The organism is Salmonella sp. A7 (assembly GCF_020181675.1).
In the GTDB taxonomy this organism is placed as follows: domain Bacteria; phylum Pseudomonadota; class Gammaproteobacteria; order Enterobacterales; family Enterobacteriaceae; genus Salmonella; species Salmonella enterica.
Genome location: NZ_CP084001.1, coordinates 4,570,604 through 4,588,422, shown reverse-complemented (window position 1 = coordinate 4,588,422; position 17,819 = coordinate 4,570,604). Strand labels below are relative to the sequence as shown.

The 17,819-nt window shown below is 52.9% G+C and carries 18 protein-coding genes; 15 read left to right on the top strand and 3 right to left on the bottom strand.

Annotation, left to right across the window (positions count from 1 at the left end; translation table 11 throughout):
* Nucleotides 1-12: 12 nt before the first annotated feature.
* The gene (ppiC, locus tag LCS67_RS22210) at nt 13-294 is read right to left on the bottom strand and encodes a peptidylprolyl isomerase PpiC (RefSeq protein WP_001096806.1); all 282 of its coding nucleotides are present in this window, start codon (nt 292-294) and stop codon (nt 13-15) included.
* A gap of 193 nt (nt 295-487) precedes the next feature.
* Here ppiC and LCS67_RS22205 point away from each other — a divergent pair, with 193 nt between their 5' ends.
* From LCS67_RS22205 to rep, 4 genes are all read left to right on the top strand, one after another.
* Nucleotides 488-1,189 carry a Crp/Fnr family transcriptional regulator gene (locus tag LCS67_RS22205; RefSeq protein ID WP_001024339.1) on the top strand — a complete coding sequence of 234 codons (702 nt, stop codon included), beginning with the start codon at nt 488-490 and terminating at the stop codon, nt 1,187-1,189.
* Between the two features lie 28 nt (nt 1,190-1,217).
* The gene (locus tag LCS67_RS22200; protein ID WP_001182428.1) at nt 1,218-1,961 is read left to right on the top strand and encodes a nucleoside phosphorylase; all 744 of its coding nucleotides are present in this window, start codon (nt 1,218-1,220) and stop codon (nt 1,959-1,961) included.
* Nucleotides 1,961-2,689, top strand: coding sequence for a nicotinamide riboside transporter PnuC (gene pnuC / locus LCS67_RS22195; RefSeq protein ID WP_001543647.1), 729 nt, complete (start codon nt 1,961-1,963; stop codon nt 2,687-2,689). Before LCS67_RS22200 ends, pnuC begins: the two co-directional genes overlap by 1 nt.
* A 99-nt stretch (nt 2,690-2,788) precedes the next feature.
* Nucleotides 2,789-4,813 (top strand): DNA helicase Rep, encoded by a 2,025-nt coding sequence (gene rep / locus LCS67_RS22190; RefSeq protein WP_001238842.1) that lies wholly within the window; start codon nt 2,789-2,791, stop codon nt 4,811-4,813.
* Nucleotides 4,814-4,852: 39 nt separating this feature from the next.
* Here rep and gppA read toward each other — a convergent pair whose 3' ends face one another.
* Together gppA and rhlB are read right to left on the bottom strand one after the other, a co-directional pair.
* The gene (gene gppA, locus LCS67_RS22185; RefSeq protein ID WP_001089447.1) at nt 4,853-6,334 is read right to left on the bottom strand and encodes a guanosine-5'-triphosphate,3'-diphosphate diphosphatase; all 1,482 of its coding nucleotides are present in this window, start codon (nt 6,332-6,334) and stop codon (nt 4,853-4,855) included.
* 118 nt (nt 6,335-6,452) lie between these two features.
* The gene (gene rhlB, locus LCS67_RS22180) at nt 6,453-7,718 is read right to left on the bottom strand and encodes an ATP-dependent RNA helicase RhlB (RefSeq protein ID WP_000047524.1); all 1,266 of its coding nucleotides are present in this window, start codon (nt 7,716-7,718) and stop codon (nt 6,453-6,455) included.
* A gap of 143 nt (nt 7,719-7,861) precedes the next feature.
* On the opposite strand from rhlB, the gene trxA reads away from it, so the two are divergent.
* The 11 genes from trxA (at nt 7,862) to rffA (ending at nt 17,819) form a co-directional block, all read left to right on the top strand.
* Complete coding sequence (trxA, locus tag LCS67_RS22175) at nt 7,862-8,191, top strand: thioredoxin TrxA (RefSeq protein ID WP_001280776.1); 330 nt, start codon at nt 7,862-7,864, stop codon at nt 8,189-8,191.
* 247 nt (nt 8,192-8,438) lie between these two features.
* A complete protein-coding gene (locus LCS67_RS22170) occupies nt 8,439-8,522 on the top strand; it encodes a rho operon leader peptide (protein WP_134820045.1) in 84 nt (27 codons plus the stop codon).
* An 87-nt stretch (nt 8,523-8,609) separates the two neighbouring features.
* Nucleotides 8,610-9,869: a transcription termination factor Rho gene (gene rho, locus LCS67_RS22165; protein WP_001054532.1), complete on the top strand. Its 1,260-nt coding sequence runs from the start codon at nt 8,610-8,612 to the stop codon at nt 9,867-9,869.
* Nucleotides 9,870-10,098: 229 nt separating this feature from the next.
* Nucleotides 10,099-11,202 carry a UDP-N-acetylglucosamine--undecaprenyl-phosphate N-acetylglucosaminephosphotransferase gene (gene wecA, locus LCS67_RS22160; RefSeq protein WP_000771937.1) on the top strand — a complete coding sequence of 368 codons (1,104 nt, stop codon included), beginning with the start codon at nt 10,099-10,101 and terminating at the stop codon, nt 11,200-11,202.
* Between the two features lie 11 nt (nt 11,203-11,213).
* Nucleotides 11,214-12,260 carry an ECA polysaccharide chain length modulation protein gene (wzzE, locus tag LCS67_RS22155; RefSeq protein WP_000193413.1) on the top strand — a complete coding sequence of 349 codons (1,047 nt, stop codon included), beginning with the start codon at nt 11,214-11,216 and terminating at the stop codon, nt 12,258-12,260.
* 55 nt (nt 12,261-12,315) lie between these two features.
* Entirely contained in the window at nt 12,316-13,446 is a 1,131-nt protein-coding gene (gene wecB / locus LCS67_RS22150; protein ID WP_000866685.1) for a non-hydrolyzing UDP-N-acetylglucosamine 2-epimerase, read from the top strand.
* Nucleotides 13,443-14,705 carry a UDP-N-acetyl-D-mannosamine dehydrogenase gene (gene wecC, locus LCS67_RS22145; RefSeq protein ID WP_023197569.1) on the top strand — a complete coding sequence of 421 codons (1,263 nt, stop codon included), beginning with the start codon at nt 13,443-13,445 and terminating at the stop codon, nt 14,703-14,705. The genes wecB and wecC overlap by 4 nt, the downstream gene beginning before the upstream one ends.
* A complete protein-coding gene (gene rffG / locus LCS67_RS22140; protein ID WP_031570786.1) occupies nt 14,705-15,772 on the top strand; it encodes a dTDP-glucose 4,6-dehydratase in 1,068 nt (355 codons plus the stop codon). Before wecC ends, rffG begins: the two co-directional genes overlap by 1 nt.
* The gene (locus LCS67_RS22135; protein WP_223151143.1) at nt 15,715-16,029 is read left to right on the top strand and encodes a sugar phosphate nucleotidyltransferase; all 315 of its coding nucleotides are present in this window, start codon (nt 15,715-15,717) and stop codon (nt 16,027-16,029) included. The genes rffG and LCS67_RS22135 overlap by 58 nt, the downstream gene beginning before the upstream one ends.
* Nucleotides 16,007-16,684 carry a dTDP-4-amino-4,6-dideoxy-D-galactose acyltransferase gene (gene rffC / locus LCS67_RS22130; RefSeq protein WP_001145154.1) on the top strand — a complete coding sequence of 226 codons (678 nt, stop codon included), beginning with the start codon at nt 16,007-16,009 and terminating at the stop codon, nt 16,682-16,684. The genes LCS67_RS22135 and rffC overlap by 23 nt, the downstream gene beginning before the upstream one ends.
* A 4-nt stretch (nt 16,685-16,688) precedes the next feature.
* Nucleotides 16,689-17,819, top strand: coding sequence for a dTDP-4-amino-4,6-dideoxygalactose transaminase (rffA, locus tag LCS67_RS22125; protein WP_000612080.1), 1,131 nt, complete (start codon nt 16,689-16,691; stop codon nt 17,817-17,819).

Sequence of the window (17,819 nt, the reverse complement as noted above, 5' to 3'; positions counted from 1 at the left end):
CTACCCGGCTTTTTATTTGCGATACAATACTTTAATGATGTGGTAACCGAACTGGGTATGCAGCGGGCCGGTTGGCTCCAGTACCGGGCAGGAAAATACTACTTTATCGAATGCCGGAACCATCTGGCCCTGACGAAATTCGCCTAAATGACCGCCTTTTTTACCGGATGGGCAGATAGAATGCTTCTTCGCCAGCTTCTCAAAATCGCCGCCGTTTTTAATTTGCTCCAGAAGATCTAAAGCCAGTTTCTCTTCTTTTACAAGAATATGCAGTGCTGCTGCCATTTTTGCCATTATTGAGTTCTCACGTCGCAAAGATTGGCCGTCACTTTATCACTCCTTAGGCCGTCAGACATATACTCTTCGCCATTACAGGACAGATGTCCCGCCTGATTTAATGAACCGGGAGATAAGCGGCATTTTTAGCGGGCGTATTTCGGATGCGCGGGACGGCGGTCCTGTCCTTTCTGACAAGGGGCGAGATACCATGAACATAATGAAAAACGCAGAATTTCCAGACGACTGGCTTTTAGGGCTACGCCAGGTTGTACGCGACCCAGTGCTCTATGAATTACTCAAATACTGCCCGTTGGAAATCATGCAGTGCTGGCGATTTGACGACATTTCCCGCGGCGCGCTTATCTGCCGCCAGGGGGAAATATGCCAGCAATTTTCACTCATTGTGGCCGGCGAAGTGGATGTTTTTTACGAAGCTGAAGATGGACGCCGTTACCGGCAGGCGCGTTATGGCAAAGGAGATATGCTGGGCGAGCTAGAGATATTTGAGTCGCGGCATTACATCTGTTCTGTCGTAGCCGTCGGCAATGTACAGCTACTCAGCCTGCCGCAAGCGCATTTTTGCCGCTGGCTGGCGCTGGATAACCACTTTAACCAGCGAATGCTGCGGTTTTTCAGCCAACAGTATTACCAGTTGTCGAAAAAGGCCAGTAGCGACAATTTGTACTCGCTGCATCAACGCGTATGCCAGGCATTATGGCTGCGTTATCAACAATATGAATCAACCACTATTTTGCTTGATAAGCAGAATCTTGGTCAGGAATTTGCGGCGACGACGCGCAGTATCAACCGGATACTGCACGATCTGAAATCGCTGAACATTATCGATACCGACGGTGAGGGGATCATTTTACTGGCTCCTGAAAAACTCAAACAGGAGGCGGAAATCTGAACCTCTCAGAACAATAAGGAGACGGGAGATGCAACCCCATATTCGGCTTAACACAAGCATGACCCGCGCGAAATATGCGCTTTTGCCCGGCGATCCCGGGCGGGTGGATAGAATCGCCCGTTTTCTTGATAAGGCTGAGATTCTGGGGCAAAACCGGGAGTTTCGCGCGGCGCGCGGTTGGTACCAGGGGGTTGAAATAGTCGTGCTCTCCACGGGAATCGGCGGACCGTCAACCGCTATCGCCATTGAGGAGTTACGCCAGGTTGGCGTCAACACGCTAATCCGTATCGGTAGTTGCGGCGCGTTGCAGGACTCGCTGGCGTTGGGCGATGTGATCATCGCCCACGGCGCGGTGGCTGACGACGGTGCCAGCAAAACCTATGCGCCCGCCAGTTATCCGGCCTGTGCGGACCCGTATCTTACCGCCACGCTGATACAGCAGGCGAAACAGATGAACATCTCTGCCGTTTGCGGGCTGGTGCGCAGCCATGACAGTTTTTATACCGATCGCGAAGCTGAACTGGATGCCGAATGGTCGGCCAGGGGAGTTCTCGGCGCGGATATGGAAACCGCCGCGCTGATGGTGGTGGGGGCGTTACGTGGGCTGCGTACCGCGTCGTTGCTAAACGTGGTCGTCGCGCATAGTGGCTGTCTGGAGAGCAGCATTAACCATTATGTTCAGCAGGAAACCTTGTGCCAGCAAGGTGAAGAGCGCCAGATTTCTTTGGCGCTTCAGGCCATTTATTTCGATAGTTTGCAAGGAGAGCAATGATGGACTTTTTCATCATTAACAATGTAATGGTCAACATTCCTCTCGGCGAGGGAGGGTATGCGCTGTCGTGGATTGAGGCTATCGGCACCGTCTTTGGCTTATTGTGCATCTGGTGCGCCAGCCGGGAAAAAATCATTAATTACCTGTTTGGTTTGATTAACGTCACTCTGTTTGCCGCCATCTTTTTTCAGATTCAACTGTATGCCAGCTTGCTACTTCAGGTGTTTTTCTTTGCGGCGAATATTTACGGCTGGTACGCATGGAGCCGGCAGAATGACGCCCGGGAAGCCGCTCTGAAAGTACGCTGGCTTTCTCGTCAACAAACATGGAGGTTGGGGGGCATATGTATTATCGCCATTCTGCTGATGACGTGGTTTATCGATCCGGTCTTCGCTATGTTGACCCGCGTTATGCTCGCTCTGCTGCAAACGATAGGTATGCAGGTGGCGATGCCTGAACTCCAGCCGGACGCGTTCCCGTTCTGGGATTCCACCATGCTGGTGTTGTCGATTGCGGCGATGGTGCTGATGACCCGCAAGTACGTGGAAAACTGGCTGCTGTGGGTGATTATTGATGTAATTAGCGTCGTGATCTATGCAGTACAGGGCGTTTATGCGATGTCGCTTGAGTATGTTCTGCTGACGGCGATCGCGCTAATGGGTTCTTACAGTTGGATCAAGAGCGCACAGCGTAATGGCTATACGCCGCTTGCCGCCAGAGCCTGCTGATTGACCTTTTCCAGGCTGCCTGAAAAAGCAGCCTGGTCTTCTCTGGGCCTCGCTTTCTGCTACAATCCCTCCCCCGTTCGAAGATTGAGCACTATTCCCATGCGTTTAAATCCCGGCCAACAACACGCTGTCGAATTCGTCACCGGACCCTGCCTGGTGCTGGCAGGAGCGGGTTCTGGTAAAACTCGCGTAATTACCAATAAAATCGCCCACCTGATCCGCGGATGCGGCTATCAGGCCCGGCATATTGCGGCGGTGACGTTTACCAACAAGGCCGCGCGTGAGATGAAAGAACGCGTCGGGCAGACGCTCGGCCGTAAGGAAGCGCGCGGTTTGATGATCTCCACCTTTCATACGCTAGGGCTGGATATTATTAAGCGCGAGTACGCTGCGCTGGGGATGAAATCGAACTTTTCATTGTTTGACGATACCGACCAGGTCGCCTTGCTCAAAGAGCTGACCGAAGGCCTGATCGAAGACGACAAGGTTCTGTTGCAACAGCTGATCTCCACGATCTCCAACTGGAAAAACGATCTCAAAACGCCTGCGCAGGCGGCGGCCGGGGCGAAAGGTGAACGCGATCGTATTTTTGCTCACTGCTACGGGCTTTATGACGCCCATATGAAGGCATGCAACGTTCTCGATTTTGATGATTTGATTTTGCTGCCGACGCTGCTGCTGCAACGCAATGACGAGGTGCGCGAGCGCTGGCAGAATAAAATTCGTTATCTGCTGGTGGATGAATATCAGGATACTAACACCAGCCAGTATGAGTTGGTTAAGCTGTTGGTCGGGCAACGCGCGCGCTTTACGGTCGTAGGCGATGACGATCAGTCTATCTACTCCTGGCGCGGGGCGCGTCCGCAAAACCTGGTGTTACTGAGCCAGGATTTTCCGGCGCTGCAGGTGATTAAGCTGGAGCAAAACTATCGTTCTTCGGGCCGCATCCTGAAAGCGGCGAATATTCTCATCGCCAATAATCCGCACGTCTTTGAAAAGCGCCTCTTTTCCGAGCTCGGTTACGGCGCGGAACTCAAAGTGTTAAGCGCAAACAATGAAGAGCATGAAGCTGAGCGCGTTACCGGCGAACTGATTGCCCATCACTTTGTGAACAAGACCCAGTACAAGGATTACGCCATTCTGTATCGCGGGAATCATCAGTCGCGGGTATTTGAAAAATTCCTCATGCAGAACCGCATTCCGTACAAAATTTCCGGCGGCACCTCATTCTTCTCCCGTCCGGAGATTAAAGACCTGCTGGCCTACCTGCGGGTGTTGACCAACCCGGATGATGACAGCGCTTTCCTGCGCATCGTGAATACGCCAAAACGCGAAATCGGTCCGGCCACTCTGCAAAAACTGGGTGAATGGGCAATGACGCGTAATAAAAGCCTGTTTACCGCCAGCTTTGATATGGGGCTTAGCCAAAAGCTGACCGGACGTGGTTACGATTCATTGACGCGTTTTACCCACTGGCTGGGGGAAATCCAGCGTCTGGCCGAACGCGAGCCTGTCGCCGCCGTGCGCGATCTCATCCACGGTATTGACTATGAATCCTGGTTGTACGAAACCTCGCCGAGCCCCAAAGCGGCGGAAATGCGTATGAAAAACGTTAACCAGCTCTTTAGCTGGATGACTGAGATGCTGGAAGGCAACGAACTCGATGAGCCGATGACGCTGACCCAGGTGGTTACACGCTTTACGCTGCGCGATATGATGGAGCGCGGCGAGAGCGAAGAAGAGCTGGATCAGGTACAGTTGATGACGCTTCATGCATCTAAAGGACTGGAGTTCCCGTATGTCTATATGGTGGGAATGGAAGAAGGATTTTTGCCGCATCAAAGCAGCATTGACGAAGATAACATTGAGGAAGAGCGTCGGCTGGCCTATGTCGGGATCACTCGCGCGCAGAAAGAGCTCACCTTTACATTATGTAAAGAGCGCCGTCAGTATGGGGAACTGGTGCGCCCGGAACCCAGTCGCTTCCTGTTAGAACTGCCGCAGGATGATTTAATCTGGGAGCAGGAGCGCAAAGTGGTAAGCGCTGAGGAGCGAATGCAAAAAGGGCAAAGTCACCTGGCTAATCTGAAAGCCATGATGGCGGCAAAGCGAGCGAAATCGTAGGCCGGATAAGCGAAGCGCCATCCGGCAATCAGACCACGGTTAGCGAACGTCCAGCGGCCAGTGTACATAGCTTTGCCACTGGCTTTCCTGATCAATCAACTCTTTACCCAGCGGGTGATGCGCCAGCCAGTCGCCAGGCAAGGTTAACGTCAGATTTTCATTTAGCGCCTGTAGCGTAATTTCTGGTACCAGATCGTCACGACGGCGACCGGCAAAAAGAATCGCCAGGCGCAGCAAACGGCATAGCTGTTCCGCAACACGGGGCGGTACCGCATTTTGCTGATGAAGCGAAGAGAGATCGACCGGATTGGTCTGATTCAGTAAGAGGGTGGCGAGCAACTTTTTCTGCGCGGGCGTATAGCCAGGCAGATCCAAATGGCGTACTAAATAGGCGGCATGATAGGGCGCCTGTTTAAAATCAACGCTCAGACCGATCTCATGCAACTGGCAAGCGCTAAGCAACAGTTCACGACTGATAGGCTCAATATGCCAGGCATTTTCTACCTGTTTGAGGAAGTTATCTGCCAGCTTCGCTACGCGGTTCGCCTGATCGGTATCGACGATAAACCGACGCTGAATGTTTCGCAGCGTGCGGCTGCGGATATCCTGATCTACCGCCAGATGCAACATCCCATACACCAGCCCTTCGCGTAACGCGCCGCCTGCCAGCGTCATGCTCTGGATGTTCAGCTCGGTAAATATCGCGATCAGAATAGCCAGCCCACTTGGGAAAACCAGCGCGCGTTCCAGCGTCAGGCCTTCGATTTCCAGTTCTTCCAGACGCCCGCACTGTATCGCGCGTTGTTTTAGCTGCTGCAGTTTGGCGAGCGTAATGCGCTCGTCCATCCCCTGCGCCATCATGATTTCCTGCAATGCCTGTACGGTGCCGGAGGCACCCACGCAGACCTTCCAGCCATGAAAACGCAGTTCATCGGCAACCGGACGCAGTACATCGCGCGCGGCCTTCTCCGCATCATCAAAGTTTTCTTGCGCCAGATTACGATCGCTAAAATAGCGTTCAAGCCACGTTACGCAGCCCATCGACAGGCTAAACAGCGACGTGGTTTGCGCGCCAGTGCCGGTAACCAGTTCAGTGCTGGCGCCGCCGATATCCACCACCAGCCGCTGATCTGCGCCGCCGGTGGTATGAGCGACCCCCTGATAAATCAGCCGCGCCTCTTCTTCGCCGCTGATAACCTGCACCGGACAACCAAGGATAGTCTGCGCTTTCGCGATAAATTCACCCGCATTGACGGCGAGACGCAATGTTGCGGTGGCAACCACGCGGATTTGCGGCTGCGGAATATCCTGCAAACGTTCAGCAAACAGGCGCAGACATTGCCAGCCGCGTTCCATCGCTTCAGCTGAAAGGTGGTTGTCGTTGTTCAGACCTGCGGCCAGACGCACCTTGCGTTTTATTCGGGTCAGCGTCTGGATGCTTCCCGCCGCCTCGCGCACGACCAGCATATGAAAACTATTGGAACCGAGATCAATAGCGGCATACAACGAGGTGGAATTCATACACTTCATCCTTCAACCTGTATCCGTGTTGGCTGCGTACTCTTCCTAAGCTCATCGGGATTTGTTTTCTTGCCGCCTTGATACAGGCTAAATGATTTTGTGTATGGCATAACTTTTCTTAACCTGAACGACGACGATTACGCGGAGCGCCAGCGCGGCGCGGACCATTGCCAGGACGCGCACGCGTCAGGCGCAACGGCTTGGGTAGATCGTTCATGAGCGCTTCCGGATTGTATTTGCTGACCGGAATCGAGTGGCCGATATAGCTCTCAATGGCGGGCAGATTCAGCGCATACTCTTCGCAAGCCAGGCTGATGGAATGTCCGCTGGCGCCAGCGCGACCGGTACGACCGATACGGTGAACATAGTCTTCACAATCATCTGGCAGATCGTAGTTAAAGACGTGCGTTACGGCGGGGATATGCAACCCGCGCGCCGCGACATCGGTCGCCACAAGAATATCCAGATCGCCGCGGGTGAACTCATCCAGAATCCGCAGGCGCTTTTTCTGCGCGACGTCACCGGTCAGCAGACCAACACGATGGCCATCTGCCGCCAGATGTCCCCAGATATCTTCGCAACGATGCTTGGTGTTGGCGAAAATAATGGCGCGATCCGGCCACTCTTCTTCGATCAGCGTTTGCAGTAAACGCATTTTCTCTTCATTAGAGGGGTAGAAAAGCTCTTCTTTAATGCGGTGGCCGGTCTTTTGCTCCGGTTCCACTTCAACATATTCGGCGTTGTTCATCTGTTCAAACGCCAGCTCGCGAACCCGATAAGACAGGGTGGCGGAGAACAACATGTTCAGACGCTGCGCAGCCGGCGGCATACGACGGAACAGCCAGCGGATATCTTTAATAAAGCCCAAATCGTACATGCGATCGGCTTCATCGAGTACGACGACCTGAATGGCGCCGAGGTTAATGTGATTTTGTTTGGCGTAGTCGATCAGTCGGCCCGTCGTACCAATAAGAATATCAACGCCGCTTTCCAGCACTTTAAGCTGCTTGTCGTAACCATCGCCGCCGTAAGCCAGGCCTAATTTTAAGCCTGTCGCTTGCGCCAACGGTTCCGCGTCTGCGTGAATTTGTACGGCTAATTCACGCGTCGGCGCCATGATCAGCGCGCGCGGCTGGTTCACCTTGCGATCGTCGATCGCGGGATGAGAAAGTAAATAATGAAACGTTGACGTCAGAAACGCCATCGTTTTCCCGGTACCGGTTTGCGCCTGCCCTGCAACGTCACGACCCGCCAGCGTTAGCGGAAGGGCCAGTGCCTGAATGGGCGTACAATTATAAAACCCTTTTTTTTCAAGGGCTTCAACCACTTGAGGGTGCAGGGCGAAGTCGGAAAACTTCTGTTCTGTTAAATGTGTTTTGCTCATAGTGTGGTAGAATATCAGCTTACTATTGCTTTACGAAAGCGTATCCGGTGAAATAAAGTCAACCTTTGTTGGCGAAGTTAACATCAGCACCTCGTTGGTTAATGCTACACCAACACGCCAGGCTTATTCCTGTGGAGTTATATATGAGCGATAAAATTATTCACCTGACTGACGACAGTTTTGACACGGATGTACTCAAAGCGGACGGGGCTATCCTCGTTGATTTCTGGGCAGAGTGGTGCGGGCCGTGTAAAATGATCGCTCCGATTCTGGATGAAATCGCTGACGAATATCAGGGCAAATTGACCGTTGCCAAACTGAACATTGACCAGAACCCAGGTACTGCACCTAAATATGGCATCCGCGGTATTCCGACTCTGCTGCTGTTTAAAAACGGCGAAGTGGCGGCAACCAAAGTAGGCGCACTGTCTAAAGGTCAGTTGAAAGAGTTTCTCGACGCCAATCTGGCGTAATACCTTTTATACGTCGAATGACAAAGGCGCTGTATGGTCAGGCGTCTGTCATTCGACGAATGATTAAGGTATCAGGCAGTTTCGTGGCGTCTGTTGTCCTTACGTTATTCTTAAATTGTCAGGATCTCTGGACGCCCGGTCTGAGTCGTGCTAAGTTAGTATTGACTTCGAATTAAACATACCTTATTAAGTTTGAATCTGGTTTTATCCGTCACTTCCCGTTTTTTCTCGCACGAGAAGTGGAAAGATTCCTGGCTCTTCGCTCATTCCGTCTTGTCGTTTCAGTTCTGCGTACTTTCCTGTGACCAGACAGCGAACAGACATGAGTTGATAGCCGTAAACAGGCATGGATGACCCTGCCATACCATTCACAACATTAAGTTCGAGATTTACCCCAAGTTTAAGAACTCACACCATTATGAATCTTACCGAATTAAAGAATACGCCGGTTTCTGAGCTGATCACTCTCGGCGAAAGTATGGGGCTGGAAAACCTGGCCCGTATGCGCAAGCAGGACATTATTTTTGCCATCCTGAAGCAGCACGCAAAGAGTGGCGAAGATATCTTTGGCGACGGTGTGCTGGAGATATTGCAGGATGGATTTGGTTTCCTCCGTTCTGCAGACAGTTCCTACCTCGCCGGTCCTGATGATATCTACGTTTCCCCCAGCCAAATCCGCCGTTTCAACCTCCGCACTGGTGATACCATTTCTGGTAAGATTCGCCCGCCGAAAGAAGGTGAACGCTATTTTGCGCTGTTGAAAGTTAACGAAGTTAACTACGACAAACCGGAAAACGCCCGTAACAAAATCCTCTTTGAGAACTTAACCCCGCTGCACGCAAACTCTCGTCTGCGTATGGAGCGTGGTAACGGTTCTACCGAAGACTTAACGGCACGCGTTCTGGATCTGGCTTCGCCGATCGGTCGCGGCCAGCGCGGTCTGATTGTCGCGCCGCCGAAGGCGGGTAAAACCATGCTGCTGCAGAACATCGCGCAGAGCATCGCGTATAACCACCCAGACTGCGTGCTGATGGTGCTGCTGATTGACGAACGTCCGGAAGAAGTAACCGAGATGCAGCGTCTGGTGAAAGGCGAAGTGGTTGCGTCTACCTTTGACGAACCGGCATCCCGCCACGTTCAGGTTGCTGAAATGGTTATCGAGAAGGCGAAACGTCTGGTTGAACACAAGAAAGACGTTATCATCCTGCTCGACTCCATCACCCGTCTGGCGCGTGCCTATAACACCGTGGTGCCGGCTTCCGGTAAAGTACTGACCGGTGGTGTGGACGCTAACGCCCTGCATCGTCCGAAGCGTTTCTTCGGCGCGGCGCGTAACGTGGAAGAGGGCGGTAGCCTGACGATCATCGCGACGGCGCTAATCGATACCGGTTCCAAGATGGACGAAGTTATCTACGAAGAGTTTAAAGGCACCGGTAACATGGAGCTGCATCTCTCGCGTAAGATCGCTGAAAAACGTGTCTTCCCGGCTATCGACTACAACCGTTCCGGTACCCGTAAAGAAGAGCTGCTCACCACTCAGGAAGAGCTGCAGAAAATGTGGATCCTGCGTAAAATCATCCATCCGATGGGTGAAATTGACGCGATGGAATTCCTCATTAACAAACTGGCGATGACCAAAACTAATGACGACTTTTTCGAGATGATGAAGCGCTCATAACCTGGTCTTTACCTGAAAACGCCACGTTTTTACGTGGCGTTTTTGTTTTGCGATTCATCTTAGCGTCATGTCATATAAACTGGTCATCGGGATATGCGCTACAGAGTAACACCATGCACAATACACATTGTTTGCGGTAAAAAGTGTAATGTTCTAACAGGTCTCTTCTAGGAGCTGGCGTAACGCATTATACTTTAAGGAAATGATATATGCTGAGAGCACATACACTGTGAAGTTACTCACCGCTTTATCTGAGCTAATCAGTATTTTTTTATTCACGACCATTTTTATTTTTCTTGCGCGAAAAGTAGCCATAAAAATTGGTTTAGTGGATAAACCAAACTTTCGTAAACGACATCAGGGTGTTATCCCATTAGTCGGCGGGATTTCTGTGTTTGCAGGAATCTGCTTTATGTTTGGCCTCTCGGATTACTACATACCGCACTTATCGCTATATCTTATTTGCGCTGGTGTATTGGTTTTTGTTGGTGCGATGGATGACCGTTTTGATATCAGTGTAAAAATTCGTGCTGTGGTTCAGGCCGTTATTGCGGTTGTAATGATGGTTATCGCAAAACTTCACTTAGGTAGCCTTGGTTACATCTTTGGGCCTTGGGAGTTAGTGCTTGGCCCCTTTGGCTATTTCCTTACCCTGTTTGCGGTATGGGCGGCGATCAACGCTTTCAATATGGTGGACGGTATTGACGGCCTGCTGGGGGGGTTATCCAGCGTCTCATTTGCGGCGATGGGGCTGATTTTATGGTTTGATGGTCAGACTAGCCTGGCAATGTGGTGCTTTGCCATGATCGCCGCGATTCTGCCTTACATTATGCTTAATCTCGGTATTTTGGGGCGGCGTTATAAAGTCTTTATGGGCGATGCCGGTAGTACACTGATTGGCTTTACCGTCATCTGGCTCTTACTGGAAACGACGCAGGGGAAAACTCACTCTATCAGCCCGGTTACTGCGCTATGGATTATCGCTATTCCATTGATGGATATGGTGGCGATTATGTATCGCCGTCTGCGTAAAGGGATGAGCCCCTTTTCCCCTGATCGCCAACATATTCATCATTTGGTTATGCGAGCAGGGTTTACTTCCCGCCAGGCATTTGTTCTTATTACGCTCGCAGCGGCGATTCTGGCGGGAGTAGGCGTAACGGCAGAATACTCTCATTTTGTTCCTGAATGGGTTATGTTGGTGCTCTTTTTGCTAGCATTCTTCCTCTATGGCTACTGCATTAAGCGGGCCTGGAAGGTGGCGAGATTTATTAAGCGTGTGAAGCGTCGCCTGCGCAGGCAACGTGAGAACCGGCCAAACTTAACCAAGTAAATGAGGATACGATGACACAACCATTACCGGGGGCACGCGCGGTGAGCGCTGAAAATGAACTGGATATTCGCGGGTTGTTTCGTACTTTATGGGCTGGCAAATTCTGGATTATCGGCATTGGCCTGCTATTTGCCCTTATCGCGTTAGCCTATACCTTTTTTGCTCGTCAGGAGTGGAGTGCGACGGCGATCACCGATCGCCCAACCGTAAATATGTTGGGCGGTTATTACTCCCAGCAGCAGTTTCTGCGCAACCTGGATATTAAGACCGATCCTGCTTCTTCTGATAAGCCCTCGGTGATGGATGAAGCGTATAAAGAGTTCATCATGCAACTTGCCTCCTGGGATACGCGTCGCGATTTCTGGTTACAGACGGACTATTACAAGCAGCGAATGGTCGGGAATAGCAAAGCTGATGCGGCGATGCTTGATGAACTGATCAATAACATACAGTTTACGCCCGGCGATTTTACACGCGCCATCAACGACAATGTGAAGCTGATTGCTGAAACTGCGCCGGACGCCAATAATCTGCTGCGTCAGTATGTCGCATTCGCCAGCCAGCGGGCGGCGAGCCATCTGAATGATGAATTAAAAGGCGCCTGGGCTGCGCGTACCGTGCAGATGAAAGCGCAGGTCAAACGGCAGGAAGAGGTTGCGAAAGCGATCTATTCACGTCGTGTAAACAGTATTGAGCAGGCGCTCAAAATTGCGGAACAACATAATATTTCTCGTAGCGCGACGGATGTCCCGGCGGATGAATTACCGGACTCAGAGCTTTTTTTACTCGGTCGCCCTATGTTGCAGGCGCGTCTTGAAAATCTGCAAGCGGTTGGCCCTGCGTTCGATTTGGACTACTTTCAAAATCGGGCAATGTTGAATACGCTTAATGTGGGGCCGACCCTGGACCCTCGTTTTCAGACCTATCGTTATTTGCGTACGCCGGAAGAACCGGTAAAACGTGATAGCCCACGCCGAGCCTTCCTGATGATTATGTGGGGTATCGTTGGGGCGCTAATCGGTGCGGGCGTTGCCTTAACCCGTCGCCGCACGATTTAGCAACACCTCTGCAGTAGGGGGCTGGGCCCCTGCTGTCTATTCGAAGAGAATCGATGTGAAAGTACTGACTGTATTTGGTACACGACCGGAGGCCATTAAGATGGCGCCTCTGGTCCATGCGCTGGAAAAAGATCCTCATTTCGAGGCCAAAGTATGCGTTACTGCGCAGCATCGGGAGATGCTTGATCAGGTATTAACTCTTTTTTCTATTGTGCCTGATTACGATCTCAACATTATGCAGCCGGGACAGGGGTTGACGGAAATTACCTGCCGAATTCTGGAGGGATTAAAGCCGATCCTGGCAGATTTTAAACCTGATGTGGTGCTGGTTCATGGCGATACCACCACTACGATTGCTACCAGCCTGGCGGCTTTCTATCAACGAATTCCGGTAGGGCACGTAGAGGCCGGGTTGCGAACCGGCGATCTCTATTCCCCCTGGCCGGAAGAGGCAAACCGCACGCTGACCGGACATCTGGCGATGTACCACTTTGCGCCGACGGAAAACTCGCGGCAGAATCTGTTGCGGGAGAACATTCCGGATGAGCGCATTTTTGTCACTGGCAATACCGTTATCGACGCGCTGATCTGGGTACGCGATCGCGTTCTGACGAGCGATACATTACAGGCTGAACTGGCCGAGCAGTATCCTTTCCTCAACGCGAATAAGAAGATGATTTTAGTGACCGGTCATCGGCGTGAAAGCTTTGGTCAGGGCTTTGAGCATATCTGCCAGGCGCTGGCGGAAATCGCCGCCGCGAACCAGAATGTGCAAATTGTCTATCCGGTGCATCTCAATCCCAACGTCAGCGAACCTGTCAACCGTATCCTCGGCCATGTTGAAAACGTGGTACTGATTGAGCCGCAGGACTACTTACCTTTTGTCTGGCTGATGAATCACGCCTGGCTCATTCTGACCGATTCCGGCGGTATTCAGGAAGAAGCGCCGTCATTAGGTAAGCCGGTATTGGTCATGCGTGAAACCACAGAGCGTCCGGAAGCCATTACCGCTGGTACGGTAAGACTGATCGGCACGGACTCCCGGCGCATTGTGGCGGAAGTTATGCGTCTGCTGCACGACGAAAATGAATATCAAACCATGAGCCGCGCCCATAATCCTTATGGTGACGGGCAATCATGCGCGCGCATTTTACAGGCGTTAAAAAGTTATCGGGTATCGTTATGAGTTTTACGACCATTTCTGTTATTGGGCTGGGGTATATCGGATTACCGACTGCGGCCGCTTTTGCTTCCCGCCAGAAGCAGGTTATCGGCGTGGATATCAACCAACATGCGGTAGACACCATAAATCGCGGTGAAATTCACATCGTGGAGCCGGCGTTGGGCAATGTGGTGAAGATGGCGGTGGAGGGCGGCTTTCTGCGTGCGACGACGACACCTGTCGAGGCCGATGCGTACCTGATTGCCGTGCCGACACCATTCAAAGGCGATCATGACCCTGACATGGCCTATGTGGAAGCCGCGGCGAAATCCATTGCGCCGGTATTAAAAAAAGGGGCACTGGTAATTCTGGAATCAACATCGCCGGTCGGCGCAACGGAGCAAATGGCCGGCTGGCTGGCCGGGATGCGCCCGGATCTGACCTTTCCCCAGCAGGCGGGCGAGCAGGCCGACGTGAATATCGCCTATTGTCCGGAGCGCGTGCTGCCGGGTCAGGTGATGGTGGAACTTATTAAAAATGACCGCGTGATTGGCGGTATGACGCCAGTATGTTCGGCTCGCGCCAGCGCGCTGTACAAAATTTTCCTTGAGGGCGAATGCGTTATCACCAACTCGCGCACCGCAGAGATGTGCAAGCTGACGGAAAATAGCTTCCGTGATGTGAATATCGCATTTGCGAATGAATTGTCGCTGATTTGCGCCGAACAGGGGATTAACGTCTGGGAATTGATCCGTCTGGCGAACCGCCATCCGCGCGTCAATATTTTGCAGCCGGGCCCAGGCGTTGGCGGGCACTGCATTGCGGTCGATCCGTGGTTTATTGTGGCGCAAAATCCGCAGCAGGCGAGACTGATTCGCACCGCGCGTGAAGTGAACGACGGCAAACCGCACTGGGTGGTCGATCAGGTAAAAGCCGCGGTCGCAGATTGCCTGGCGGCCACCGATAAACGCGCCAGCGAAGTGAAAATCGCCTGTTTTGGGCTGGCCTTTAAGCCGAATATCGACGATCTGCGCGAAAGCCCGGCGATGGGGATCGCGCAAAGTATCGCCCGCTGGCACAGCGGCGAAACCCTGGTCGTCGAACCGAATATCCATCAGTTGCCGAAAAAATTGGACGGACTTTGCACGCTGGCGAAACTGGACGCGGCGCTGGCCGCCGCCGATGTGCTGGTGATGCTGGTCGATCATGACGAATTTAAAGCGATTCCCGGCGATGCGGTTAATCAACGTTATGTGGTTGATACTAAAGGAGTCTGGCGCTGATGAAACGGATTCTGGTGACCGGCGGCGCAGGCTTTATCGGATCTGCGGTGGTGCGGCATATCATCCATGAAACGGCAGACGCGGTGGTGGTGGTGGATAAACTCACCTATGCGGGCAACCTGATGTCTCTGGCGTCGGTGGCGCAAAGCGACCGTTTCGCCTTTGAGAAGGTGGATATCTGCGATCGGGCATCACTGGAGCGAGTTTTCCAGCAGTATCAGCCCGATAGCGTGATGCACCTGGCGGCGGAAAGCCATGTAGACCGTTCCATCGACGGCCCCGCGGCGTTTATTGAAACGAATATCGTTGGTACTTACACCTTGCTGGAAGCCGCTCGCGCTTACTGGTCCGCGCTTGACGCGGACGCTAAAGCGGCGTTCCGCTTCCACCATATCTCCACCGATGAAGTGTATGGCGATCTGCATACTGCAGACGATTTCTTCACCGAAACCACGCCATATGCGCCAAGCAGCCCTTATTCCGCCTCCAAAGCCAGCAGCGACCATCTGGTACGCGCCTGGTTACGTACCTACGGTTTGCCTACGGTTGTCACCAACTGCTCTAATAACTACGGGCCCTACCATTTCCCGGAAAAACTGATCCCGCTGATGATTCTGAACGCGCTGGCGGGTAAACCATTGCCGGTCTATGGCAACGGCCAGCAAATTCGCGACTGGCTGTATGTGGAAGATCATGCCCGTGCGTTGTATCACGTGGTGACGAACGGCGCGGTGGGCGAAACGTATAATATCGGCGGTCATAACGAACGTAAAAATCTGGATGTGGTCAGGACGATTTGCGCTCTGCTGGAGGAACTGGCCCCGCAAAAACCGCAGGGTGTGGCGAATTATCACGATCTGATTACCTTCGTCGACGATCGACCCGGCCATGACTTACGTTATGCCATCGACGCGTCGAAAATCGCCCGCGATCTGGGCTGGACGCCGCAGGAAACCTTCGAAAGCGGGATGCGAAAAACCGTTCAGTGGTATCTCGCCAATGAGGCCTGGTGGAAACCCGTGCAGGATGGCAGTTATCAGGGCGAACGCTTAGGACTGAAACGCTAAACGGCAGGTTCTTACTCCTGGAGGAGAAACGAATGAAAGGCATCATTCTGGCGGGAGGTTCCGGTACCCGGTTGCATCCCATTACGCGCGGTGTGTCAAAGCGCCAGGGCTTCAAAATTGCCTGTCTGGAGGAGATTGCCTGGCGCAACGGCTGGCTGGATGATGATGGTTTGAAACGCGCCGCCAGTCAGCTTGAAAAAACCGGCTATGGCCAATATTTACTGGAGTTGCTCCGTGCCCGTCCGCGCCAGTATTGAACCGTTACTCTGGGAAAATACGTTCTTTGGCGTGAATAGCGGCATTGTGCGTATCGATGCCTCAGCGCCCGAATTAACGCCAGAAGCGCTGCAGGCGTGGCAACGCGTGCAGGTAAAAGTGCCGGCTGAAAACATCGCCTGGCTGTCGGCGTTGCAATCGCTGGGATTCTCTTTGGTTGAAGGCGAAGTGGATTTTGCGTTGCCGGTAAAAGGGCATCGCGACCAGCATGGCGCGGAAATTGCACACCTTAAAGACATTCCTGCTTTGCGTCAGTTGGCCGGAGAGGCGTTTACGCAGAGTCGTTTTCGCGCGCCGTGGTATGCGCCCGACGCCAGCGCCCGTTTTTACGCCCAGTGGATTGAGAATGCGGTACGCGGCACGTTTGATCACCAATGCCTGGTGCTTCGCACAGAGACAGGCGCTATCCGCGGTTACGTCTCGCTGCGGGAATTGAATGATACCGACGCGCGCATTGGCCTGTTGGCCGGACGCGGCGCGGGAGCGGAACTTATGCAGGCGGCGATCTGTTGGGCGCAGAGTCGCGGCAAAGCAACATTGCGGGTGGCGACCCAGTTGGGCAACACCGCCGCGCTTAAACGTTACATACAAAGCGGTGCCAACATCGAAAGCACTGCGTACTGGTTATACAGGTGACAACATGATTCCTTTTAATGCGCCGCCGGTGGTGGGAACCGAACTCGAATACATGCAGTCTGCAATGAGCAGCGGCAAACTGTGCGGCGACGGCGGCTTTACGCGTCGTTGCCAGCAGTGGCTGGAGCAACATTTCGGCAGCGCGAAGGTGTTGCTGACGCCTTCCTGTACCGCATCACTCGAGATGGCGGCTCTGTTGTTGGATATTCAGCCCGGCGATGAAGTGATCATGCCGAGCTTTACGTTTGTCTCCACCGCTAACGCTTTTGTCCTGCGCGGCGCGAAAATTGTGTTTGTCGATATTCGTCCGGATACGATGAATATTGACGAAACGCTGATTGAGGCGGCAATTACTGATAAAACCCGCGCTATCGTGCCGGTACACTACGCTGGCGTCGCTTGTGAAATGGATGTCATCATGGCGCTGGCGGATAAGTATAATCTATTCGTTGTCGAGGATGCCGCCCAGGGCGTGATGTCCACGTACAAAGGGCGCGCGTTAGGAACGATCGGTCACATCGGCTGTTTTAGCTTCCATGAAACCAAAAATTACACCGCTGGCGGCGAAGGCGGCGCGACGCTGATCAACGATCGTACGCTGATTGAACGCGCGGAGATCATCCGCGAAAAAGGCACCAACCGCAGCCAGTTCTTCCGTGGTCAGGTGGACAAATACACCTGGCGGGATATCGGCTCCAGTTATTTGATGTCCGATCTGCAGGCTGCCTACCTGTGGGCGCAACTGGAGGCCGCCGATCGTATCAATCAACAGCGTCTGTCGCTGTGGCAGACTTACTACGATGCGTTAACGCCGCTGGCGCGCGCCGGGCGTATCGAGCTGCCTTCTATTCCGGAAAACTGCGGGCATAATGCCCACATGTTTTACATCAAACTGCGGGATATCGCCGATCGCAGCGCGCTGATTAATTTCCTGAAAGAGGCGGAAATCATGGCGGTATTCCATTACATTCCGCTGCATGATTGTCCGGCGGGCGATAAATTCGGCGAGTTTATCGGGGACGATGTCTACACCACAAAAGAGAGCGAACGTTTGTTGCGTCTGCCGCTGTTTTATAACCTTGCGCCCGTCGATCAACGAACGGTGATTACTACCTTGCTAAATTATTTCTCCTGA